This window comes from Microbacterium sp., assembly GCF_047607465.1.
Taxonomy (GTDB): domain Bacteria; phylum Actinomycetota; class Actinomycetes; order Actinomycetales; family Microbacteriaceae; genus Microbacterium.
In genome coordinates this window covers 19,514-41,730 of record NZ_JASGCY010000050.1, presented here as the reverse complement: position 1 = coordinate 41,730, position 22,217 = coordinate 19,514, and the positions used below count along the sequence as shown (strand labels likewise).

The 22,217-nt window shown below is 66.7% G+C and carries 29 protein-coding genes; 1 reads left to right on the top strand and 28 read right to left on the bottom strand.

Annotated features, from left to right (window positions below; translation table 11 throughout):
* Window positions 1-60 precede the first annotated feature (60 nt).
* Window positions 61-1,086 carry a hypothetical protein gene (locus QM568_RS06715; RefSeq protein WP_415137102.1) on the top strand — a complete coding sequence of 342 codons (1,026 nt, stop codon included), beginning with the start codon at window positions 61-63 and terminating at the stop codon, window positions 1,084-1,086.
* A 436-nt stretch (window positions 1,087-1,522) separates the two neighbouring features.
* On the opposite strand, the gene map is transcribed toward QM568_RS06715, so the two are convergent.
* From map to QM568_RS06575, 28 genes are all read right to left on the bottom strand, one after another.
* Entirely contained in the window at window positions 1,523-2,350 is an 828-nt protein-coding gene (gene map, locus QM568_RS06710) for a type I methionyl aminopeptidase (RefSeq protein ID WP_415137100.1), read from the bottom strand.
* Between the two features lies 1 nt (window position 2,351).
* Window positions 2,352-2,972 (bottom strand): adenylate kinase, encoded by a 621-nt coding sequence (locus tag QM568_RS06705; RefSeq protein ID WP_415137098.1) that lies wholly within the window; start codon window positions 2,970-2,972, stop codon window positions 2,352-2,354.
* Window positions 2,969-4,291 carry a preprotein translocase subunit SecY gene (gene secY, locus QM568_RS06700; RefSeq protein ID WP_415137096.1) on the bottom strand — a complete coding sequence of 441 codons (1,323 nt, stop codon included), beginning with the start codon at window positions 4,289-4,291 and terminating at the stop codon, window positions 2,969-2,971. The genes QM568_RS06705 and secY overlap by 4 nt, the downstream gene beginning before the upstream one ends.
* 102 nt (window positions 4,292-4,393) lie before the next feature.
* A complete protein-coding gene (gene rplO, locus QM568_RS06695; protein WP_415137094.1) occupies window positions 4,394-5,014 on the bottom strand; it encodes a 50S ribosomal protein L15 in 621 nt (206 codons plus the stop codon).
* Window positions 5,014-5,199 (bottom strand): 50S ribosomal protein L30, encoded by a 186-nt coding sequence (rpmD, locus tag QM568_RS06690; protein WP_045256206.1) that lies wholly within the window; start codon window positions 5,197-5,199, stop codon window positions 5,014-5,016. Before rpmD ends, rplO begins: the two co-directional genes overlap by 1 nt.
* Entirely contained in the window at window positions 5,199-5,855 is a 657-nt protein-coding gene (rpsE, locus tag QM568_RS06685; RefSeq protein ID WP_415137091.1) for a 30S ribosomal protein S5, read from the bottom strand. The genes rpmD and rpsE overlap by 1 nt, the downstream gene beginning before the upstream one ends.
* A 20-nt stretch (window positions 5,856-5,875) precedes the next feature.
* Complete coding sequence (rplR, locus tag QM568_RS06680) at window positions 5,876-6,235, bottom strand: 50S ribosomal protein L18 (protein WP_415137119.1); 360 nt, start codon at window positions 6,233-6,235, stop codon at window positions 5,876-5,878.
* A gap of 2 nt (window positions 6,236-6,237) precedes the next feature.
* On the bottom strand, window positions 6,238-6,774 hold the full coding sequence (gene rplF / locus QM568_RS06675) for a 50S ribosomal protein L6 (RefSeq protein WP_415137089.1): 537 nt from the start codon (window positions 6,772-6,774) through the stop codon (window positions 6,238-6,240).
* 6 nt (window positions 6,775-6,780) lie between these two features.
* On the bottom strand, window positions 6,781-7,179 hold the full coding sequence (gene rpsH / locus QM568_RS06670) for a 30S ribosomal protein S8 (protein ID WP_415137087.1): 399 nt from the start codon (window positions 7,177-7,179) through the stop codon (window positions 6,781-6,783).
* A 143-nt stretch (window positions 7,180-7,322) separates the two neighbouring features.
* A complete protein-coding gene (rplE, locus tag QM568_RS06665) occupies window positions 7,323-7,913 on the bottom strand; it encodes a 50S ribosomal protein L5 (protein ID WP_415137085.1) in 591 nt (196 codons plus the stop codon).
* Window positions 7,913-8,272 carry a 50S ribosomal protein L24 gene (gene rplX, locus QM568_RS06660; RefSeq protein WP_415137083.1) on the bottom strand — a complete coding sequence of 120 codons (360 nt, stop codon included), beginning with the start codon at window positions 8,270-8,272 and terminating at the stop codon, window positions 7,913-7,915. The genes rplE and rplX overlap by 1 nt, the downstream gene beginning before the upstream one ends.
* 2 nt (window positions 8,273-8,274) lie before the next feature.
* Window positions 8,275-8,643 carry a 50S ribosomal protein L14 gene (gene rplN, locus QM568_RS06655; protein WP_067354309.1) on the bottom strand — a complete coding sequence of 123 codons (369 nt, stop codon included), beginning with the start codon at window positions 8,641-8,643 and terminating at the stop codon, window positions 8,275-8,277.
* Window positions 8,640-8,957, bottom strand: coding sequence for a 30S ribosomal protein S17 (gene rpsQ / locus QM568_RS06650; RefSeq protein ID WP_415137081.1), 318 nt, complete (start codon window positions 8,955-8,957; stop codon window positions 8,640-8,642). The genes rplN and rpsQ overlap by 4 nt, the downstream gene beginning before the upstream one ends.
* Complete coding sequence (gene rpmC, locus QM568_RS06645) at window positions 8,957-9,274, bottom strand: 50S ribosomal protein L29 (protein ID WP_050722500.1); 318 nt, start codon at window positions 9,272-9,274, stop codon at window positions 8,957-8,959. The genes rpsQ and rpmC overlap by 1 nt, the downstream gene beginning before the upstream one ends.
* A complete protein-coding gene (gene rplP, locus QM568_RS06640) occupies window positions 9,274-9,693 on the bottom strand; it encodes a 50S ribosomal protein L16 (RefSeq protein ID WP_067354305.1) in 420 nt (139 codons plus the stop codon). The genes rpmC and rplP overlap by 1 nt, the downstream gene beginning before the upstream one ends.
* Entirely contained in the window at window positions 9,693-10,445 is a 753-nt protein-coding gene (gene rpsC / locus QM568_RS06635) for a 30S ribosomal protein S3 (protein WP_415137078.1), read from the bottom strand. Before rpsC ends, rplP begins: the two co-directional genes overlap by 1 nt.
* Window positions 10,445-10,846 (bottom strand): 50S ribosomal protein L22, encoded by a 402-nt coding sequence (rplV, locus tag QM568_RS06630; RefSeq protein WP_415137076.1) that lies wholly within the window; start codon window positions 10,844-10,846, stop codon window positions 10,445-10,447. The genes rpsC and rplV overlap by 1 nt, the downstream gene beginning before the upstream one ends.
* Window positions 10,846-11,127, bottom strand: coding sequence for a 30S ribosomal protein S19 (gene rpsS / locus QM568_RS06625; protein WP_045249922.1), 282 nt, complete (start codon window positions 11,125-11,127; stop codon window positions 10,846-10,848). The genes rplV and rpsS overlap by 1 nt, the downstream gene beginning before the upstream one ends.
* A 12-nt stretch (window positions 11,128-11,139) precedes the next feature.
* Window positions 11,140-11,979, bottom strand: coding sequence for a 50S ribosomal protein L2 (rplB, locus tag QM568_RS06620; RefSeq protein WP_415137073.1), 840 nt, complete (start codon window positions 11,977-11,979; stop codon window positions 11,140-11,142).
* A 22-nt stretch (window positions 11,980-12,001) separates the two neighbouring features.
* Window positions 12,002-12,325, bottom strand: coding sequence for a 50S ribosomal protein L23 (gene rplW, locus QM568_RS06615; RefSeq protein WP_067194548.1), 324 nt, complete (start codon window positions 12,323-12,325; stop codon window positions 12,002-12,004).
* Window positions 12,322-12,984, bottom strand: a complete 663-nt coding sequence (rplD, locus tag QM568_RS06610; RefSeq protein WP_415137071.1) for a 50S ribosomal protein L4 — start codon at window positions 12,982-12,984, stop codon at window positions 12,322-12,324. Before rplD ends, rplW begins: the two co-directional genes overlap by 4 nt.
* Window positions 12,985-12,986: 2 nt before the next feature.
* Entirely contained in the window at window positions 12,987-13,646 is a 660-nt protein-coding gene (gene rplC, locus QM568_RS06605; RefSeq protein ID WP_415137069.1) for a 50S ribosomal protein L3, read from the bottom strand.
* 8 nt (window positions 13,647-13,654) lie between these two features.
* Window positions 13,655-13,963 carry a 30S ribosomal protein S10 gene (gene rpsJ, locus QM568_RS06600; RefSeq protein WP_017201594.1) on the bottom strand — a complete coding sequence of 103 codons (309 nt, stop codon included), beginning with the start codon at window positions 13,961-13,963 and terminating at the stop codon, window positions 13,655-13,657.
* A gap of 1,023 nt (window positions 13,964-14,986) precedes the next feature.
* Window positions 14,987-15,199: a hypothetical protein gene (locus tag QM568_RS06595; protein ID WP_415137066.1), complete on the bottom strand. Its 213-nt coding sequence runs from the start codon at window positions 15,197-15,199 to the stop codon at window positions 14,987-14,989.
* Window positions 15,200-15,287: 88 nt separating this feature from the next.
* The gene (locus tag QM568_RS06590; protein ID WP_415137064.1) at window positions 15,288-16,862 is read right to left on the bottom strand and encodes a sugar transferase; all 1,575 of its coding nucleotides are present in this window, start codon (window positions 16,860-16,862) and stop codon (window positions 15,288-15,290) included.
* Between the two features lie 70 nt (window positions 16,863-16,932).
* Complete coding sequence (locus QM568_RS06585) at window positions 16,933-18,696, bottom strand: DUF4012 domain-containing protein (RefSeq protein ID WP_415137062.1); 1,764 nt, start codon at window positions 18,694-18,696, stop codon at window positions 16,933-16,935.
* Window positions 18,697-18,740: 44 nt separating this feature from the next.
* Complete coding sequence (locus QM568_RS06580) at window positions 18,741-20,819, bottom strand: hypothetical protein (RefSeq protein WP_415137060.1); 2,079 nt, start codon at window positions 20,817-20,819, stop codon at window positions 18,741-18,743.
* Between the two features lie 40 nt (window positions 20,820-20,859).
* Window positions 20,860-22,206: a UDP-glucose dehydrogenase family protein gene (locus QM568_RS06575; protein ID WP_415137058.1), complete on the bottom strand. Its 1,347-nt coding sequence runs from the start codon at window positions 22,204-22,206 to the stop codon at window positions 20,860-20,862.
* Window positions 22,207-22,217 lie beyond the last annotated feature (11 nt).

The window sequence follows — 22,217 nt, the reverse complement described above, 5'->3', positions numbered from 1 at the left end:
TGCACGGATCAGCACGGGCGAGCGGATGCCGGCGAGCAGCGCCCGCGCGAGGCGGACAGGATGCTGGACATGCCCCTGCTCCTCTCGGCCCGCGCGACGACGGCGTCGCCCATCGATCTGCTCACCTCCGCCGAAACGCGCCTGCTGCGCATCGACACGTCGTCGCCGCGGTTGATCCGCGTGCGTCGGGGCGTCTACGCCGATCGCGAGGAGTATCAGGGACTCACCGGCGCGAAGCGCTACGCGGTGCGGGTGCATGCGTTCGTGCGCGCGCATCCCGATGCGATCCTCTGCCTGGAATCGGCGGCCGTCGTCCTCGGGCTGCCGTCGTTCGGCGAGACGAGGGATATCCACATGTACTCGCCCGAGCGCCGACGTTCGCGGCGGTTCGGCGACGTCGTCGTGCACACGAGCCAGGATGCGCGTCGAGTCGAGCGGATCGATGGCGTGCGGGTCACTTCGATGCTCGACACCGTCGCCGATCTCGCTCGAGTGCTGCCGCCGGCACGGGCGATCGCCGTCGTCGACAGCGCCATCGCACCGGCGCAAGGCGGGATGCTGACACTCGACGAGCTGCGCGCGCACGTCCGTCCGCAGGTGAACCGCCGCGGGATCCTGCGGCTCGAGTGGACGTGGGACAACGCCTCCGCCCTGTCGGAGTCGCCGCCCGAGTCGCTCAGCCGCGTCGTCATCGACTGGAACGGCTTCGAGACGCCGATCCTGCAGCAGGTGTTCCACTACGAGGGGTTCGAGGACCGTGCGGACTTCTACTTCGAGGGCTCGCGCACCATCGGCGAGTCCGACGGCTGGCAGAAGTATGAGCTCGACGAGCCAGTGAAGGCGGCGAAGCACCTCGCCGACGAGAAGCGACGCGAAGACCGGCTGCGGCGCCACCGGCATCCGTTCGCCCGATGGGATCAAGCGGATGCCTGGAGGTCGACACCTCTGCGCAATGCGCTGCTCGCCGCGGGCGTCGAGATCGTGCGCCCCGCGCAGACCGAGATGCTGCGCACGCTCTCCGACCGCTCGCGCGACGTGCCCTTCGCGCCGCATCCGCCCGCCCCTCCCGGCCCCTCCCGCTGGTGAGCCCCTGGCGGCCCGCCCCAGCCACCCGCCCCAGCCACCCGCCCCTGCCGCCCACCCCAGGTGAGAAACCACTCCCCGCCCCGAAACACCACCCCGCAGGAGGTTTCTCACGCCGAAACTGGTTTCTCGACAGAAGGGCCGACGCCAGCATCCACCCCTGCCGCCCACCCCAGGTGAGAAACCACTCCCCGCCCCGAAACACCATCCCACAGGAGGTTTCTGACGCCGAAAGTGGTTTGTCGACGAAAGGAGCAGCGCCAGCATCCACCCCTGCCCCCACCCCTGCCGCCCACCCCAGGTGAGAAACCACCTCCGCCCCGAAACACCACCCCGCAAGGGATGCCTCACGCCGAAACTGGTTTCTCGACAGAAGGAAGGAGGAGAAGGAGAGAGAGGGAGGGAGGGAGGAGAAAGAGAGAGGGAGAGAGAGGGCGGGTCAGGCCAGGGGGGTCGGCGTCACGCCGAAGGCGGCGAGACCGGCAGCCCCGCCGTCAGCGGCGGTGAGCACCCAGATGCCGTCGGCGTGCACGGCGACGCTGTGCTCCCAGTGCGATCCGTCGGAGCCGTCGACGGTCGAGACCGTCCAGTCGTCGTCCTCGACGAAGGTCTCATCGCCGCCGGCGGTGACCATCGGCTCGATCGCGAGCACCAGGCCGGGCTTGATCTCGGCGCCGGGATCGGGCGTGCGGTAGTTGAAGACGCTCGGCGCCTCGTGCATCTTGCGTCCGATGCCGTGGCCGACATACTCGCGGAGGATGCCGTACTCCCCCTGCGCCTCGATGTAGTCCTCGATCGCCGCGCCGATGTCGCCGACGTGCGAGGCCGACACCATGGCCGCGATCCCGGCCCACATCGAGCCCTCGGTCACGCGAGAGAGCTCCTGACGCCGCGCGATGAGCGCAGCATCCGCTTCTCCCGGCACGATGAACGTGCGCGCGCTGTCGCCGTTCCAGCCTTCGAACTGCGCACCGCAGTCGACCGAGACGATGTCGCCCGCCTCGAGGACGCGGGATCCGGGGATGCCGTGCACGACCTGTTCGTTCACCGACACGCACACGGTGTGCCGGTACCCGCGCACGAGCTGGAAATTCGACTCGGCGCCGCACGCGAGGATCGTCTGCTCAGCGATCGCGTCGAGCTCGAGCGTCGTCGTCCCCGGCAGCACCAGCGGCGCCACCGCATCCAGGGCCGCGGCCGTGATGAGCCCCGGCTCGATCATCGAACGCAGCTGGGCCGGCGTCTTGTAGATCGAACGGCGGAACATCTCAGACCGCGACGCGCAGGCCGCGGGCATCGAGCGCGCGGAAGATGCGGGCGGTGATCTCGTCGAGGGAGCCGACGCCGTCGATCGTGTCGACGATGCCACGCGGAGCGTACACCGACAGGATCGGCGCGGTCTCCTTCTCGTAGATGTCCAGACGGTGCGCGATCGCCTCGGGCGTGTCGTCGGCGCGGCCCTGCTCGGTCGCGCGCAGCGCGAGGCGGGCGATGCTCTCCTCACGCGGCACGTCGAGCACGATCACGGCGTCGAGCGGCTCGCCGCGCGAGTGCAGGAACTCGTCGAGGTGCTCGACCTGCGCGGCGTTGCGGGGGTAGCCGTCGAGCAGGAAGCCCGCGGCCGCGTCGACCTGCGTGAGCCGGTCACGAACGATCGCACTGGTGAGCTCGTCCGGCACGAGGTCGCCGGCGTCGAGGATCGCGGTCACCTGCTGGCCGAGCTCGGTGCCCTCCTTGATGTTCGCGCGGAAGATGTCACCGGTGGAGACCACGGGGATGCCGAGCCCGCCGGCGATGCGCGCACCCTGGGTGCCCTTGCCCGAACCCTGCGGCCCGACGATGAGCAGGCGCGCGGTCGGGCGGTCGTCGACGGTTTCAGAAGCGGTCATCGAAGCAGCCCTTCGTAGTGACGCTGCTGCAGCTGGGCATCGATCTGCTTGACCGTCTCGAGACCGACGCCGACGATGATGAGGATCGACGCGCCACCGAACGGGAAGTTCTGGTTGGCGCCGACCGTCGCCAGGGCGATGAGCGGGATGAGAGCGATCAGGCCGAGGTAGATGGAACCGGGCAGCGTGATGCGGGTGAGCACGTAGTCGAGGTATTCGGCGGTGGGGCGACCGGCGCGGATGCCGGGGATGAACCCGCCGTACTTCTTCATGTTGTCGGCGACCTCGACCGGGTTGAACGTGATCGCGACGTAGAAGTAGGTGAATCCGATGATCATCAGGAAGTACGCGACCATGTAGACCGGGTGGTCGCCCTTGGTGAAGTACGTGGAGATCCAGGTGACCCAGCCCGCGGGCTCCGAGCCGTCGGTCGGCGTGTTGAACTGGGCGATGAGCGCCGGGATGTACAGCAGCGACGAGGCGAAGATGACCGGGATGACTCCCGCCATGTTGACCTTGATCGGGATGTACGTGTTCGTTCCGCCGTAAGTGCGGCGTCCGACCATGCGCTTGGCGTACTGCACCGGGATGCGACGCTGCGACTGCTCGACGAAGACAACGAGACCCATGACGATGACGCCCACGGCGATGACCAGAAGGAAGGTCTCGAAGCTCTTGGTCTGCCAGATCAGCGCCATCGCGTTCGGGAAGGTCGCGGCGATCGAGGTGAAGATCAGCAGCGACATGCCGTTGCCGATACCGCGCTCGGTGACGAGCTCGGCGAACCACATGATGAGGCCGGTGCCGGCGGTCATCGCGATGATGATGAGCAGCTGCGCCCACCACACGTCGTTCGTGAGCAGGGTCTGGCAGGCGGCGACGTCGGTGTTGCCGAAGAGCTGGCCGCTGCGCGCGACCGTGACGAGGGTCGTCGACTGCAGCAGCGCCAGAGCGATGGTGAGGTATCGCGTGTACTGGGTGAGGCGGGCCTGGCCGGCCTGGCCTTCCTTGTGCAGCGCCTCGAAGTGCGGGATGACGACGCGCAGGAGCTGCGTGATGATCGTCGCCGTGATGTAGGGCATGACGCCGAGGGCGAAGATCGACAGCTGAAGGAGTGCGCCACCGGAGAAGAGGTTGACCAGCCCCAGGAGGCCTTCGGTACCGGCGTTCTCGGCGAGACACGCTTCGACGTTCGGATAGTTCACGAACGGAGCGGGGACGTTGGAGCCGAGGCGGTAGATGGCGATGATCGCCAGTGTGAAACCGATCTTCCGACGCAGATCTGGCGTGCGGAAGATCCGCGCGATGGCGCTAAACAAGAACGTTCCTCCTGAAAAGGTTGCCCATCCTCGAGGGCAGGCTGAAAGACCAGGGTAACTCAAAAGAGGGGCCGGACATCTCCGACCCCTCTTCTGCTGTGGTTACTTGACGGATCCGCCCGCAGCCACGATCTTCTGCTCGGCGGAACCCGAGACCTTGTCGACCGCGACGGTGAGCTTCACGGCGATGTCGCCGTTTCCGAGAACCTTGACCTTCTCGTTCTTGCGAACGGCCCCCTTGGCGACCAGGTCGCTGACGGTGACGTCGCCACCGGAGGGGTACAGCTCCGCGAGCTTGTCCAGGTTCACGACCTGGTACTCGACGCGGAACGGGTTCTTGAACCCGCGCAGCTTCGGGGTGCGCATGTGCAGCGGCATCTGCCCACCCTCGAAGCCGAGCCGGACGGTGTTGCGGGCCTTGGTGCCCTTGGTGCCACGGCCAGCGGTCTTGCCCTTGGAACCCTCACCGCGACCGACACGGGTCTTGGCGGTGTTGGATCCGGGAACCGGACGCAGGTGGTGCACCTTCAGCACGCCGGGACGGGATGCCGGAGCATCCTTCTTCTCGGCGGGCTTCTTGGCAGCCGGCTTCTTCTCAGCAGCGGGCTTCTTCTCGGCGGCAGCCTTCTTCTCAGCAGCCGGCTTCTTCTCGGCGGCAGCCTTGGTGGCCGCTGCCTTCTTCGGAGCCTTCTCGGCGCCTTCGGCTTCGTTCTTCTCAGCCATTAGTCGATCTCCTCAACCTTGACGAGGTGGGCGACAGCGCGGACGTAGCCGCGGGTCTGCGCGTCGTCGGGGCGGACGGTGGTGTCACCGATGCGCTTCAGACCGAGCGAACGCAGCGTGTCGCGCTGATTCTGCTTCTCGCTCACCTTGGACTTGATCTGCGTGACCTTGAGCCGGGCGGCCATCAGGCACCTACCTTCTGTGCGGCGAGAGCCTCGGCCTCGGCACGGACGAGACGCGCCGGTGCGACCTGGTCGAACTCGAGGCCACGACGCGCGGCGACCGCACGGGGCTCCTCGAGCTGCTTCAGAGCCGTCACCGTGGCGTGCACGATGTTGATCGTGTTCGACGAGCCGAGCGACTTGGACAGCACGTCGTGGATGCCGGCGCACTCGAGCACGGCGCGGACCGGACCGCCGGCGATGACACCGGTACCGGCAGCGGCCGGACGGAGCAGGACGACGCCTGCGGCCGACTCGCCCTGCACGGGGTGCGGGATGGTGCTGGCGACGCGCGGAACACGGAAGAAGTTGCGCTTGGCCTCTTCGACACCCTTCGAGATCGCGAGGGGCACCTCACGAGCCTTTCCGTAGCCGACGCCGACCAGGCCGTTCCCGTCGCCGACGACCACGAGGGCGGTGAAGCTGAAGCGACGTCCACCCTTCACGACCTTCGAGACGCGGTTGATGGTGACGACGCGCTCCAGGAACTGGTTGTCACCGCGGTCGCGCGAGTTGCGGTCGCGGCCGCCCTGGTTGCGGTCGCGGCCGCCGCGGCGACCCTCACGCTGGTCGCGAGCGGGCTCGGCGGCCTCGGTCGCGGCAGCAGCCGTCTCGGTCACTTCGTTCTCCTTGATGTCACTCACAGTGCCAGCCCCCCTTCACGGGCGCCTTCGGCGATGGCGGCGACACGACCCGCGTAGCGGTTGCCGCCACGGTCGAACACTGCCTCGGAAATGCCGGCGGCCTTCGCACGCTCGGCGACGAGCTCGCCGACCTTGCGGGCCTTGGCGGTCTTGTCACCCTCGAACGTGCGCAGGTCGGTCTCGAGCGTGGACGCCGACGCAACGGTGTGACCCTTGCTGTCGTCGACGAGCTGCACGAAGACGTGGCGGGCCGAACGGTTGACGACGAGGCGCGGACGCACCTCGGTGCCCACGACCTTCTTGCGAAGGCGGGCGTGACGACGCGCGCGGGCGTCGGACTTCGACTTGAGAGCCATGATCACTTACCACTCTTTCCGGCCTTGCGACGCACGACCTCGCCGGCGTAACGCACACCCTTGCCCTTGTACGGCTCGGGCTTGCGGATCTTGCGGATGTTCGCAGCCGCCTCGCCGACGGCCTGCTTGGAGATACCGCTCACGGTGAGCTTGTTGGTGCCCTCGACCGTGAAGGTGATGCCGGCGGGCGGGTCGACCAGGACCGGGTGCGAGAAGCCGAGGGCGAACTCGACCGAGTCGCCCTTCTGCGCCACGCGGTAACCGGTGCCGACGACCTCGAGGCCCTTGGAGTAGCCCTGGGTCACGCCGATGATGTTGTTGTTGATGAGGGTGCGGGTCAGACCGTGCAGCGAACGCGAAGCGCGCTCGTCGTCCGGGCGGGTGACGAGAACCTGGTTCTCCTCGACCGACACCTCGATGGGGCTAGCGACCGTGAGGGTGAGCTCACCCTTCGGGCCCTTCACCTGAACCTCACGGCCGTCGACCGAGACGGTCACGCCCGCGGGCACGTCGATGGGAAGTCGTCCAATACGCGACATTTCGGATTACCACACGTAGGCGAGAACTTCTCCGCCCACGCCCTTCTGCTCAGCCTGACGGTCGGTGAGAAGACCGGAGGAGGTGGACAGGATGGCCACGCCCAGACCGCCGAGGACCTTGGGGATCTCCGTGGACTTCGCATATACGCGCAGGCCCGGCTTGGAGACGCGCTTGATGCCGGCGATCGACCGCTCGCGGTTCGGGCCGTACTTCAGGGTCAGCGTGAGGTTCTGGCCGACGCGGGCGTCTGAGGTCTCCCAGCCCGCGATGTAGCCCTCCTGCTGGAGGATCTCGGCGATGTGCGTCTTCAGCTTGCTCGAGGGCAGGGTCACGGAGTCGTGATGCGCCGAGTTCGCGTTGCGCAGACGGGTCAGCATATCTGCGACCGGGTCTGTCATTGTCATTGTTGTTTTCCTTCGTTCATGAGGTTCCGGCTGCCGTTACACAGCAGACGGCCTGCGATGAGCACGCAATCTTCAATTGTACGGCATGGTGGGAGCCGGATGCTGCGGCGAACGCAGCATCCGGCTCCCGCCTGTGCCGGCCCTTACGCCTGGGCGTCGTCCGTGCGGAACGGGAAGCCGAGGTGACGCAGCAGCGCACGACCCTCGTCATCCGTCTTCGCGGTGGTGACGACCGTGATGTCGAAACCGCGGACGCGGTCGATCTTGTCCTGGTCGATCTCGTGGAACACGCTCTGCTCGGTGAGACCGAACGTGTAGTTGCCGTTGCCGTCGAACTGCTTGGCCGACAATCCGCGGAAGTCGCGGATGCGGGGCAGGGCGAGCGAGACCAGACGGTCCACGAACTCCCAGGCGCGGTCGCCGCGAAGCGTGACGTGCGCGCCGATGGGCTGACCCTCGCGCAGCTTGAACTGCGCGATGGACTTGCGGGCCTTGGTGACGATCGGCTTCTGACCGGTGATCCTGGTGAGGTCGTCGACCGCACCATCGATCACCTTGCTGTCACGAGCAGCCTCGCCGACACCGGTGTTCACGACGACCTTGACCAGGCCGGGGATCTGCATGACGTTCGTGTAGCCGAACTCGTCCTGCAGAGCCTTCTTGATCTCAGCGTTGTACTTCGCCTTCAGGCGGGGCTGCACCTTGACAGCCTCCGCAGCGTCAGTCGTTGCCATCAGAGGTCCTTACCGCTCTTCTTCGCGTAACGCACGCGGACGGTGCGCTTGACGCCGTCCTTGGTCTGCTCCTCGACCCGGTGGCCGACCTTGGTCGGCTTCTTGGTCGAGGGGTCGACGACGGCGACGTTCGAGATGTGGATGGGAGCCTCGACGGTCTCGAGGCCACCGGTCTTGGTGCCGCGCTGGGTCTGGCCGACGCGCGTGTGCTTCGTGACGTAGTTCACGCCCTCGACGACGACGCGGTTCTGCTCGACGAGGACGTCGAGGACCTTGCCCTGCTTGCCGCGGTCGCCGCCCTTGGCCTGGGTGCGTCCGGTGATGACCTGAACCAGGTCACCCTTCTTGATCTTCGCCATGATCAGATGACCTCCGGTGCCAGCGAGACGATCTTCATGAACTTCTTGTCACGAAGCTCACGACCGACCGGGCCGAAGATGCGGGTGCCACGGGGCTCCCCGTCGTTCTTCAGGATCACGGCGGCGTTCTCGTCGAACTTGATGTACGAGCCGTCGGGACGGCGGGTCTGCTTCACCGTGCGGACGATGACCGCCTTGACGACGTCGCCCTTCTTGACGTTGCCACCGGGGATCGCGTCCTTGACGGTCGCGACGATGGTGTCGCCCAGGCCCGCGTAGCGGCGGCGCGAGCCGCCGAGAACGCGGATGGTGAGCAGCTCCTTGGCGCCGGTGTTGTCGGCGACCTTGAGGCGGGACTCCTGCTGAATCACTTGGCCTTCTCCAGAATCTCCACCAGACGCCAGCGCTTGGTCGCGCTCAGCGGGCGGGTCTCGTTGATGAGGACCAGGTCGCCGATGCCGGCGGAGTTGGTCTCATCGTGCGCCTTGACCTTCGAGGTGCGGCGGATGACCTTGCCGTAAAGCGGGTGCTTCACGCGGTCCTCGACCTCGACCACGATGGTCTTGTCCATCTTGTCGCTGACGACGTAGCCACGACGGGCCTTGCGGTACCCACGGGCGTCCACGTCGCGGACGTCGTGCGCAGCGTGCTCGACCTCAGCGGCTGCAGCCTTCTTCTCAGCCATCACTCGGCCTCTTCCTTCACAGCGTCGTCGGCGGCATCCGCCTTCTTCGCCTTCGACTTGGACGCCTTCTTCGCCGGAGCCTCGACGGGAGCCGGCGTCGCACGGATGCCGAGCTCGCGCTCACGGATCACGGTGTAGAGGCGCGCGATGTCGCGCTTGACGGCGCGGATGCGGCCGTGGCTCTCCAGCTGGCCGGTGGCCGACTGGAAACGGAGGTTGAACAGCTCCTCCTTCGCCTTGCGCAGCTCCTCAACGAGGCGCTGGTCTTCGAACGTGTCGAGCTCTGCCGGAGCGAGCTCCTTGGTGCCGATCGCCATTACGCGTCGCCCTCCTCGCGCTTGATGATGCGTGCCTTGAGAGGCAGCTTGTGGATTGCTCGGGTGAGTGCTTCACGAGCGAGCTGCTCGTTGACACCTGCGACCTCGAAGAGGACGCGACCCGGCTTGACGTTGGCGACCCACCACTCGGGCGAGCCCTTACCGGAACCCATGCGGGTCTCAGCCGGCTTCTTGGTGAGCGGGCGGTCGGGGTAGATGTTGATCCACACCTTTCCACCGCGCTTGATGTGACGGGTCATCGCGATACGAGCGGACTCGATCTGACGGTTGGTCACGTAGGCCGGGGTGAGCGCCTGGATGCCGAACTCGCCGAACGACACCTTGGTGCCGCCGGTGGCCTGGCCATCGCGCTTCGGGTGGTGCTGCTTGCGGTACTTGACCTTACGAGGGATAAGCATCAGGCAGACGCTCCTTCTGCGACGGGTGCGTCGCTACGAGGACCACGGCGACGGTCGCCACGGTCGTCGCGACGCGACTTCGGTGCGTTGGCCTGCTCGCGAGCAAGCTCCTTGTTGGTGAGGTCGCCCTTGTAGATCCAGACCTTCACGCCGATGCGGCCGAAGGTGGTCTTGGCCTCGTAGAAGCCGTAGTCGATGTTCGCGCGCAGCGTGTGCAGCGGCACACGACCCTCGCGGTAGAACTCCGAACGGCTCATCTCGGCGCCGCCGAGGCGGCCGGAGACCTGGATGCGGATGCCCTTGGCGCCAGCGCGCTGCGCGCCCTGGAGACCCTTGCGCATCGCACGACGGAACGCCACACGAGCAGAGAGCTGCTCGGCGATGCCCTGGGCAACAAGCTGAGCGTCGGCCTCGGGGTTCTTCACCTCGAGGATGTTCAGCTGGATCTGCTTGCCGGTGAGCTTCTCGAGGTCGCCGCGGATGCGCTCGGCCTCAGCTCCCCGACGACCGATCACGATGCCGGGACGGGCGGTGTGGATGTCGACGCGGACGCGGTCACGGGTGCGCTCGATCTCGATGTTCGAGACGCCGGCGCGGTCGAGCTGCGTCTGCAGCAGACGACGGATCTTGATGTCCTCGGCCACGTAGTCGGCGTAGCGCTGACCCGGCTTCGTCGAGTCCGAGAACCAGCGAGACACGTGGTCCGTGGTGATGCCGAGACGGAAGCCGTACGGGTTTACCTTCTGGCCCATTACTTGCTCGCCTTCTTGTTCGTCGACGCGCCCGCGGCAGCCGGGGCGGCCTCGGGGGTCGAGAGCACGACCGTGATGTGGCTCGTGCGCTTCTTGATCTGGAACGCGCGACCCTGTGCACGGGGCTGGAAACGCTTGAGCGTCGTGCCCTCGTCGACGTACGCGTTCTTCACGTACAGGTCCTGCTCGTCGAGGTACTCGCCGTCGCGATCCGCCTTGACCTGCGCGTTGGCGATCGCCGACGCGACAAGCTTGTAGATCGGCTCGCTGGCGCTCTGCTGCGCGAACTTCAGGATCGCGAGCGCCTCCTGGGCCTGCTTGCCCTTGATGAGCGCGACGACACGACGAGCCTTCTGCGGGGTCACGCGGATGTGCTTCACGCGTGCGATGGATTCGACCATTAGCGGCGCCGCCCCTTCTTGTCGTCCTTCTCGTGGCCGCGGAAGGTGCGGGTGGGCGCGAACTCGCCCAGCTTGTGACCGACCATGGTCTCGGACACGAACACAGGAATGTGCTTGCGACCGTCGTGGACCGCGATCGTGTGACCCAGCATGGCCGGGATGATCATGGACCGGCGGGACCAGGTCTTGATGACGTTCTTCGTGCCGGCTTCGTTCTGGCCGATCACCTTGCGAAGCAGGTGCTCGTCGACGAAGGGGCCCTTCTTAAGACTGCGAGGCATCTTCTCTTACTCCTACTTGCGCTTCTTGCCGGCGTTACGACGGCGCACGATGTACTTGTCGCTTTCCTTGTTGGCGTGGCGGGTGCGACCCTCAGCCTGACCCCAAGGAGAGACGGGGTGACGACCACCGGAGGTCTTGCCCTCACCACCACCGTGGGGGTGGTCGACCGGGTTCATCGCGACACCGCGGACGGTCGGGCGGACGCCCTTCCAGCGCATACGGCCGGCCTTGCCCCAGTTGATGTTCGACTGCTCGGCGTTGCCGACCTCGCCGATGGTCGCGCGGCAGCGCGCATCGACGTTGCGGATCTCGCCCGAGGGCAGACGCAGCTGGGCGTAGGGGCCGTCCTTGGCGACGAGACGGACGGATGCACCGGCCGAACGCGCCAGCTTCGCGCCGCCGCCGGGGCGGAGCTCGATGGCGTGGATGACGGTACCCGTGGGGATGTTCTTCAGCGGGAGGTTGTTGCCCGGCTTGATGTCCGCCGCGGGGCCCGACTCGACGATGTCGCCCTGCTTGAGCTTCGCCGGCGCGAGGATGTAGCGCTTCTCGCCGTCGAAGTAGTGCAGCAGCGCGATGCGCGCGGTGCGGTTGGGGTCGTACTCGATGTGAGCGACCTTGGCGTTAACGCCGTCCTTGTCGTCGCGACGGAAGTCGATGACGCGGTACTGGCGCTTGTGGCCACCACCGATGTGACGGGTCGTGATGCGGCCCTGGTTGTTGCGACCGCCGGTCTTCGAGAGCGGGCGCAGCAGCGACTTCTCCGGCGTCGATCGGGTGATCTCGGCGAAGTCAGCCACCGACGAGCCGCGGCGGCCCGGGGTCGTGGGCTTGTACTTGCGAATAGCCATTATCTAGTCCTTATCCCCCGGGTCAGCCGACTGCCGTGAAGATGTCGATGGTGCCCGACTTCAGGGTCACGATGGCGCGCTTGGTGTCCTTGCGCTTGCCGGTGCCGAAGCGGGTGCGACGAGCCTTGCCGACGCGGTTGATGGTGTTGACCGCCGCGACCTTGACGCCGAAGATCTTCTCGATGGCGAGCTTGATCTCGGTCTTCGAAGCGCGCGGGTCGACGAGGAAGGTGTACTTGCCCTCGTCGATGAGCCCGTAGCTCTTCTCCGACACGACCGGCTTCAGGATGATGTCGCGCGGGTCCTTGTTCAGGGCCGTCTGGAGAACAGATGCCTGCTCGCTCATGCGGAGACCTCCTGGGCTGCGACGGTCTTCGAGGCGATGAAGCCCTCGAGAGCCGCCTGGGTGAAGACGATGTCGTCGGAGACGAGCACGTCGTAGGCGTTGAGCTGGTCGAAGGTCAGCACGTGAACACCCGCGAGGTTGCGGATGCTCTTGAGTGCGAGCTCGTCGTCACGCGTGATGACCACGAGGACGTTCTTCGACGAGGCGACGGTCGCGAGGAAGCTCGCGGCGGCCTTGGTCGAGGGCGTGCCCTCGATGCCGAAGCCGTCGATCGCGTGCAGACGCTCGCCGCGGAAGCGGTCGCTGAGCGCGCCCAGGAGGGCGGCGGCGATCATCTTCTTGGGGGTGCGCTGCGAGTAGTCGCGCGGCTTCGGGCCGTGGACGATGCCACCACCGGTCATGTGCGGCGCACGGATCGAGCCCTGACGGGCGTTACCCGTACCCTTCTGCTTGAAGGGCTTGCGGCCGGCACCGGAGACCTCACCGCGACGCTTGGTCGAGTGCGTGCCCTGGCGTGCGGCGGCGAGCTGCGCGACGACGACCTGGTGGATCAGCGGAATGTTCGTCTTGACGTCGAAGAGCGCGGCGGGCAGCTCGATGGAGCCGGCCTTCTTGCCGTCGGCCTTGAGGACGTCGAGCGCGAGAGTCGAGTCAGCCATGATCAGGCACCCTTCACTGCGTTGCGGACGTAGACGATGCGGCCGCGAGCACCGGGGACGGCGCCCTTGACGAGCAGCAGACCCTTCTCGGCGTCGATGGCGTGCACCGTGAGGTTGAGGACGGTCACGCGCTCGCCACCCATACGGCCGGCCATGCGCATGCCCTTGAAGACGCGGCTCGGGGTCGACGATGCGCCGATGGAGCCGGGCTTGCGGTGGTTGCGGTGCGCACCGTGCGATGCCGAGACGCCTTTGAAGTTGTGGCGCTTCATGACACCCGCGGTGCCCTTGCCCTTGCTCGTGCCGACGACGTCGACGAGCTGGCCGGCCTCGAAGGTGCCGTCGACCGTGAGCTCCTGGCCCAGGGTGTAGTCGCCGGCATCCGCGGTGCGGATCTCGGTGACGTGACGGCGGGGGGTGACGCCCGCAGCCTCGAAGTGAGCCGTGAGGGGCTTGTTCACCTTGCGGGGGTCGATCTGACCGTAGGCGATCTGGACGGCGTTGTAGCCGTCCTTCTCGGGGGTGCGGATCTGGGTGACCACGTTCGGCGCGAGCTCGATGACGGTGACGGGAACGAGCTTGCCGTTCTCGGTCCACACCTGGGTCATGCCGAGCTTGGTGCCGAGCATGCCCTTGGAAATCTTTGCGTTGATGTCAGCCATGTCGAACCTCAGAGCTTGATCTCGATGTTGACATCGGCCGGCAGGTCGAGGCGCATCAGCGAGTCGACGGCCTTGGGCGTCGGGTCGACGATGTCGATCAGACGCTTGTGGGTGCGCATCTCGAAGTGCTCGCGGCTGTCCTTGTACTTGTGGGGCGACCGGATGACGCACACGACGTTCTTCTCGGTCGGAAGGGGCACGGGTCCGACGACGGTCGCACCCGCACGGGTCACGGTGTCGACGATCTTGCGTGCGGACGTGTCGATGACCTCGTGGTCATACGACTTCAGGCGAATGCGGATCTTCTGTCCCGCCATTGTCTGCTCTCTCTCTTTAGGCGTCTTACCGTCCGGGGCCGGGTGGCCCTGGGGCATTGGACGCGCGATGGCGCTGTTCACGCACCACTGTTCTGCTGTCAGCCCGCACGTCTTTCGATGAGCGGACGCCGACCCCCGTCACGCATGACGGAGCCTCGTGGAGGAGGCGTCGGAATGTTCTGCCACCCGCGGCCTAGGTCCCTGCGCCTGATCCCGCGAAGGATGACGCCGCCTATGCACTCTCGTGATGGTGATCCGGCACGCGCAGAGCACGCCGAAATGTCGAACCTGTCTATTCTGCCATGGCCCAATTCGGTTCCGCAAACCCGGGCGTGTCGCGGTCGTTCCCCCGGGTCGCTTGGCGCGTCGAAGCGTCAGGTGCGCGGGGCGAGGCATCCCCATGCCTCGCCCCGCTTGGGGAGGGCGTTCGGTGCGAGGGGGCACACCGAACGCGAGAGAGCCGGCGTGAAGGAACGCCGCGCCTCTCGTTCGAGGGCGTGGCGGAGCTCCCGCCGCGCAGACGGGGTGACGCTCAGGCGCGGATGGCGCGCGCGTCGCACGATGATCCCCAAGATCGTTCCCCAGTATTCAGGCGCGGCTCGGCCGCACGAGTTCGGGACGTCGAACCCCTTCGACAGTCCTCGACCGCAAGATCCCCAGGCGGTCTCGTCCACTATACGCGGTGGATGCTGAGAACGCGAGCACCGGGCCGCAGAATCCGCCCCGTCCCCTCGCCCCCGGCATCCGCCCGGCCCCGGCCTCGGCACAGATGCACGACCCGGGTACACCTGCACGACCGAATCGCCAGAATCCTCGTGCATCCGTTCCCGCGTCGTGCAGGTGTCCCCGGGCGATCGGGATCACGGCGGTTCCGGATGCCGGGTCGGCCGGCACCGGCTCGTCCTCGACGACGCGCGGGGCGATCGGGCAGACGTCGACGTCAGGAGGGTTCTGCCACCATCCGGCATCCGACACACGAAAGGGGCGGGATCCTTCCGGACCCCGCCCCTCGTGCGATTCAGCTCAATCGTTGCCGACGGCCTTGTCGACATTGTCGCGCACATCATCGATCTGCTCCGCTGCTCCCGGAGCGACCTTCTTCGCGAAGTCCGCGACGCCGTCGAGGATCTTGTCGCTGATGCCCTCGGCCTCGTCGCTCTTGAGCGCGGCTTCGACCTTCTCCTTGTTCTCCTCGTAGAGGTCCTTGCCCTTGTTGACGACGTCCTCGATACCCATGTGAATCCCCTTCTGAGGTGTACACCGACCGGATCGGTCGGACACAGACATTCTGCATCGATCGGGCACCGAACGAAACCCCGAAGACTCAGTGTGCAGATGCGCCGGGCGCGACGACGGCCTTGACCGTGCGGAACAGGATGACGATATCCTGCGTCAGCGACCAGTTCTCGACGTAGTAGAGATCCAGGCGGATCGCCTCCTCCCAGGACAAGGACGATCGGCCGCTGACCTGCCAAAGACCGCTCATGCCGGGCTTGACGAGCAGACGGCGATAGGCGATGTCGTCGTAGAGCGCGACCTCCGCGTCGCGCTGAGGGCGAGGGCCGACGAGACTCATCTCGCCGCGCAGCACGTTGATCAGCTGCGGCAGCTCGTCGATCGAGTGCTTGCGCAGGAAGCGTCCGACCTTCGTGATGCGCGGATCATCGTTGACCTTGAACAGAGGCTGGTCGCTCTTGCCTTGGAGGTCGAGCAGCGTGGCGAGCTGGTCGTCGGCGTTGGCGACCATCGAGCGGAACTTTCGCATGCCGAACGTGTGGCCGCCGCGCCCGATGCGCTCCTGGTGGTAGAAGATCGGCCCAGGCCCCTCGATGCGGATGGCGATCGCGGTGACGAGGAAAACCGGAGAGAGGGCGAGCAGGAGCAGCGACGATCCGACGACGTCGAAGGTGCGCTTGATGAAACGCTTGCTGCCCTCCATACGGGGGAAATCGACGTGCACGAGCGGCAGGCCGGCGACCGGTGTGGCGTGCAGCCGCGGACCGGCGACGTCCGTGAGGGCCGGGGCCATGATGAGCTGAATATCGCGATCCGAGACGGCGTATCCGAGGCGACGCATCGTGTCGGGGTCGAGGTCGTCGGAGCCCGCGATGATCAGGGCATCGATGTGCGCGGCGTCGAGTGCGCTCTCGGCATGGGCGATGTCGCCCAGGACGGCGAGATCGGGCACTCCTTCTGACGGCACCCCGTTGGTGATGACGCCGACGATCTGGTACCCGCTGCCGATGGAGCGTCTGATCTGACGCGCGATGTGATGGACCTTCGCCGCCTCGCCGATGATGACGGCGCGATGCAGGAACTCGCCTTGCGCCTGGCGTCGGCGCAGCCACTGGCGCCAGATCCAGCGCGAGAGGACCAGCAGCACGAGCCCGAGCGGGAAGATCACGGCGACGAGAACACGCGACAGATTCATCCCGAGGAAGAAGACGAGGGCGACGGTGGTCGCGAAGACGGCGATCGTCGCGTTGACGACCCGCCGATACTCGAGGAAGCCCTGACCGACCATGCGCCTGTCCCGGCTGTCGGAGGCGTCGAGCCCGATCAGCCACATGACGCCGATGATGACCAGCGTCGCGGCATAAGACAGGCGGGGTCCGCCCGACCACGAAACCGCTGACGACAACCCGGGCGTCGCGATCCACAAACCGGTGATGAGCGTGATGACGATCACGAGCAGATCACTGTAGAACAGACGCCCGGCGTACCGGCGGGTCCACTCGCTGCGCCGTCGCGGATGAACGATCGGCACTCCAGGGGGCACGGCCATGTGCTCGGCGGGTGCGGTCGATGCCGACGCATCAATACGTGTTCGCGCGGCATCCAATGCGATGCCGACCACCCCCTTCGATATTGCTGCTTCGTCGGCGATTCCGAGTCCCACCCGGAGGAAAGACTCGCCTGATTTTACTCCAATCGCAGGGCTTTCCCAGCGCGTCGAGGGCGCCGGCTCATCACCGGCACGCGTCGTCGACCTCGATCGTCGTCTGATTGATCATCGGGTTCGTCTGCACGGCGAGCGGGCCGAACTCCCCATCCCCGGCGAAGGTCGCGGTCATTTCGACCGTCTCCCCTGGATCGAACCACGCCTCGAAAGCGACCACGGGACGCCCGAGGTCATCGATGCCCTGATGCATCACGCTGATCTTCTCGCCGTTCACGCTGACCTCGCCGGTCGCCGTCGTTCCCGGGGGACCGTAGACGTACACCCAGTCCCGAAACGTCGTGCCGAACACCATGCTCTGCACATACCGGGGAAGCGCGTCGGCCTCCTTCTGCGAGATCGGCAGAGAAATGCCGGCTCTGACGGTGAACGTCGCGCCGCCCGCGGCGCACGTGGCCGCGGCCGCCACCGTGGTCTGCGTGTAGTAATCGATCTTCGACCCGTTGCTGTTGTTGAAGTAGACGCCGACGGTGGTCGCCTTCTCGTTGTCCGTCGGAAGGATGCCGCTGGCACGGGTGCCCGCGACCGCATCCGTCAGCTTCTCGTCGTCGCTCCAGACGAGGATGCTCCCCCGCGAGGCGCTCTCGTTGATCGCCCAGAGCATGTCCTTGATGTTGAACGAACCCGACTTGACCTTGTCGAAGATGGAAGTGGCCGCGACGGCGAAGAAGCCGTCGACGAGGTCGGGCTGCTCGTAGCTGTCCCAGCGCTTGTACACCTCGTTGAGCAGGAGCGAGACCGCGTTCTCGCTGGTCAACGTGTCGCCGGTGGGAAGGTCGATGGGCCCGGTCGCCTTGAGTATGCGCGCAAGCGCCAGAGGATCGATGGACACGACGCCGTCGATCTGGTCCGGTGCGATGTCGCGTTGCCACCAGGCCCGCATGATCTGCGCCGCCGTCGGGAAGTCGGGGCGGCTCATACTCGTGTTGAGGTGGTCCACGAGGTAGCTCGTGTAGAGGTCTTCTGCGCTCTGAGGCACCTCGACGTCGACGCCAACGCCATTGCGATAGCTGCCGCTGTCCCCCTGCGCCCCCATGGAGATGCTGCCGGCTTCGGCATGGACCATGGCCTGCGCCGCCGCGCTGCCGCCCAGCGCGAGCGACTCGGCGTTGTTCTGGAAGACGAGGAGATAGTTGCGTGGCCCGTCGGCGCCGAGCAGAGTGGGGAGCAAGGCGATCGCGGGAGCCGCGGCGCTGGTGACCTCTGCGACCTGATCCACGCCCGACCGCACCGGGCCGATCAGTGCCGACGACGATTGAACAGCCGTGATCTCGGCGGCGAGCTGCGAGATGCGGCCGTTCTCGGCTTGGGCGACGGCGAGCAGCGTCGGCAGGATCTCCCCGTCGCCGGCGCCGAGGACCGGCTTCGCGACGTCGTTCACGAGGGCATCGAGAGCCTGTGCCGCGAGCCGTACGCCGCGGAGGTTGTCCCCTGCGACCGGAATCCATTCGAGCGCACCCCAGACGGGATCGGATGCTGCCGACGCCGCCGCTTCGGCGTGCCCTGAGAGAGCGTCGATCGACGCTTTGACATCGGCGTCGCCGGACTGGATCTGCGCGACGAGGCTCTGCGCGGACTCGAGCTCGTTCTTGACGGTCAGCGCACGCAGCCCGACCCACACCGCGACCGCGAGCAGGACGATGAGGGCGATGAGCACCACCAACCAGACGGTGCGAGCGCGTGCTCTCTTCGGCTTCCTGGACGTACGCGGTTCGGTCGCGGTCTGCTGCGCCTGGGCGATCAGCCGCGCCTCTCTTCGGGTCTGAGGGGGCACCACGGAAGTGTACCCGTGCGCTCCCGGCTTCTGCTGATCGCCGCTCATCGTGCGTCTTCGTCGTCCTGTGCCGAATGGATGAAGACCGGCGAGGCGGTCAGCGGGATCGTGACCGTGCCGTCGACCGGCGCGATGACGGTCGTCCCGCCGCTCATGTCGACGACCGTGACGGAACCGTCGGCGGCGAAGCTCCGCTCGATCTCGCCGCCGGGCGCCCAGGCCACGCGCACGGCGTCGTCGCCGGTGCCGAAGACGTGGACTTGGACGGCCTCGTCCGACTCCTCGGCCGAATGGGCGAGCCCGCCGATCTGCGAGATGAGCGACGCCTGTGCGAACGCCGCCGGTTTCGGGGATCGCGCCAGCACGTTCGCACGCGGATTGTGCTCGTAGAGGCCGAAGTTCGCCTCGCCTGCCGCTGCGTCTTCCTTGTCGTTGACGAGGTCGTACCAGAAGAACTTCTCGACACCGGCCGAGAGCGAGTCGACTTCGGTGCGCACGAGCCACTCCGCCTGCTCGACGACCGAAACCCCACCGGGGTTGTGACTCGGGTAGCCGAACTCGGTGATCCAGACCGGCCGGTCGGCACCACCATACTCCTGCATATCCGCGTGCGACTGCTGGATGATCGGCGAGAGACTGTCCGGTGACCGGTCGCGCCACGCCTCGTACGGGTGGTAGCTGATCACGTCGGTGAGCGCGAGACCGCCGTTCTGCCAGAGCGCGATGAACCAGTCGCGGTCGTAGTACGCGGTCGAGCCCGAGACGATCGGCATCTCGGGGAACTCGGCCTTAACCTGACGATGCACCGATTCCAGAAGCGGCATGTAGCACGCGGCGCTCTGGCCGCATGGCGCATCGCTCGTGCGATGGTTGAACTCATTGAACACCTCCAGACCGACCATGTCGAAGGTGCGTGCGACCTCGCGGGCGTACGCGCCGTACGCTTCGACGGCCTGCGGCGTGTTCGGCGTGCGGGCGCTGCCGTAGAGCGTGTTGCCGTATGTGAGGAGCCCCAGAAGGCCGACCCCGTTCGCGTGGAGCTCACCGAATCCGACCTGATACTCCGGCGCCCAGACGTACTCGCCCGGCGACTTCTCGTTGCGGGCCCAGGTCACATCGTTGCGTGCTTCCGAGAAGCCGAGGCTGGCCGCCATCATCCCCGAACCGTCGAAACCGACGCGCTCGACATGGGTCGCGACACCGAACCTGGAGTCCTGCTCCAGGGTCAGGCCGGGAGTGTCGATCACCGCGATGTCCGTCGAGATCGAAAGACCGGCGGCGTCCGTCACTGAGAGGGAGTAGTGACCCTGCGGGAGGCCGTCCAGCGGAACCGGGGCGAGTCCGGCATCCACCGTGGTGTCGCCGACGACAGGCTCACCGCCGGATGTGGGTGTCGCCGTCCACTGCACCACTCCGGGAGACAGGGAGACGGCGAGCGCCGCGTGATCGGTCGAGAAGATCAGGGAGTCGTTGACAATCCCCTGCGGCGACGGTGCCTGTTCGAAGGAGCCGTTGAGGATCGCATCCGTCCCCTCCTCGTCGACGAGCCTCACGTCATCGATGCCGAAACCCTCGACCGGTCCGTTCAGGACGACATCGAGGGTCACCGGGGGCTGGTCTACCGCGGTCGTGAAGGTGAACTCCACGTCCTCCCACTCGGCATTCAGATCAGGAAGATCAAAAGCCTCACCGGCGACGGCAAGCTGGACCCCTGTGGGGAGCCGCTTCTCCTCCAGCAGACGCACTGACGCGGTGAGCGTGTATTCCGTGCTGGGCGCCAATGCGACCGGAGCGCTCGCGACGACGAGCTTCTCGCCGGCCGTCGGCGCATCGACCCGAAGCGCGACCTTGCCATCTGCCGTATCCCCGACCTCGGGGAGAACAGCCGCGACCACCGTGCGTCCGGCGAGCGTCCATCCGTCGACTGCCGCGCGGGCCGTCGCGACCCGGGGCACGACGGCATCCGGTTCGGGTGTCGGTGTCGGTGTGGACGCCGCTGGAGTCGCCTTCGGCTCGGGGTAATGGTTCATTGCGAACGCAGCCGCCACCACGCCGCCTCCGACCACGACGACAGCAGCGCTGACGAGAATGGCGAGCGTCTTCTTCGAGATCCGCTTAGGCATGACGCAGCAGTCCCCCTGCTTGTATTGGTGAAGATCCGGATTACGGTCGGCCCATGCCGAAGTAGCGCCATCCCTCGGCGCGCCACGCCGCGGCATCGAGACAGTTGCGGCCGTCGACGACCGCCTTCGCGCCGACGAGGCTCCCGGCATGCTGGGGTGTCAGCACACGACGGTACTCGTCCCATTCGGTCACCACGATCACCGCATCTGCTGCTCGCAGCGCGTCATCGAGGTCGTCGGTATACGCGAGCTGCGGGTGCGCCCGTCGCGCGTTGTCGATCGCAGCGGGGTCGGTGACGACGACCTGCGCTCCCAGGCCGTGCAGGCGCACGGCCACGTCCAAGGCGGGAGAATCACGGATGTCATCGGAGTGCGGCTTGAACGCCGCCCCCAGCACCGCGATCTTCTTTCCGAACGCGTTCCCGCCGGATGCCTCGACCGCCAGCTCCACGGCTCGCTCGCGTCGGCGCAGGTTGATCGCGTCGACCTCCCGGAGGAACCCGACGGCGTCGCCCTTGCCCAATTCCTCCGCCCGGGCCGAGAAGGCTCGGATGTCCTTCGGCAGGCACCCGCCCCCGAAGCCGATCCCGGCACCCAGAAACCGGCGTCCGATGCGCACGTCGTGCCCGATCGCATCGGCGAGCTGCGTCACATCGGCACCGACCGCTTCGGAGATCTCAGCCATCGCGTTGATGAAGGAGATCTTGGTGGCGAGGAACGCGTTCGCCGCGACCTTGACCAGCTCGGCCGTCGCGTAGTCGGTGACGATGAACGGCGTACCGGTGGCGACAGCGGGGGCGTAGACCTCACGGAGAATGTCTGCGGCACGCTGCCCGCCTGCGGTCGCCTCCCCCGTCGCGGTTCCGTCGATGCCGTCGGACACCGGTACCCCGACGACCAGGCGATCGGGCTCGATGGTGTCCTTGACGGCCCAGCCTTCGCGCAAGAACTCCGGGTTCCAGACGAGGGTCGCCCCGCTGCCTTCGATCCGTGTCGCCAGGCGGGCTGCGGTGCCGACGGGGACCGTCGACTTGCCGGCGATCAGATCCCCCGGCTTGAGGATGGTGCGCAACGAGTCCACCGCGGCATCGACGTAGGTGAGATCTGCAGCATATCCGCCCTTCTGCTGCGGAGTGCCGACGCCGATGAAATGGACAGTGGCCGCCGCGGCGTCCGCGATGTCCGTGGAGAAGGTCAGACGTCCAGCGGCGAGACCATCTGCGAGGAGCTCCTGCAGATCGGGCTCGAAGAACGGCGCGACGCCGCTGGAGAGCTGTTCGATCTTGCGCTCGTCGACATCGATGCCGATCACCTCATGACCGATCGAAGCCATCGCCGCGGCGTGCACGGCTCCGAGATAGCCGCAGCCGACAACAGAAAGACGCAACAGACGCTCCC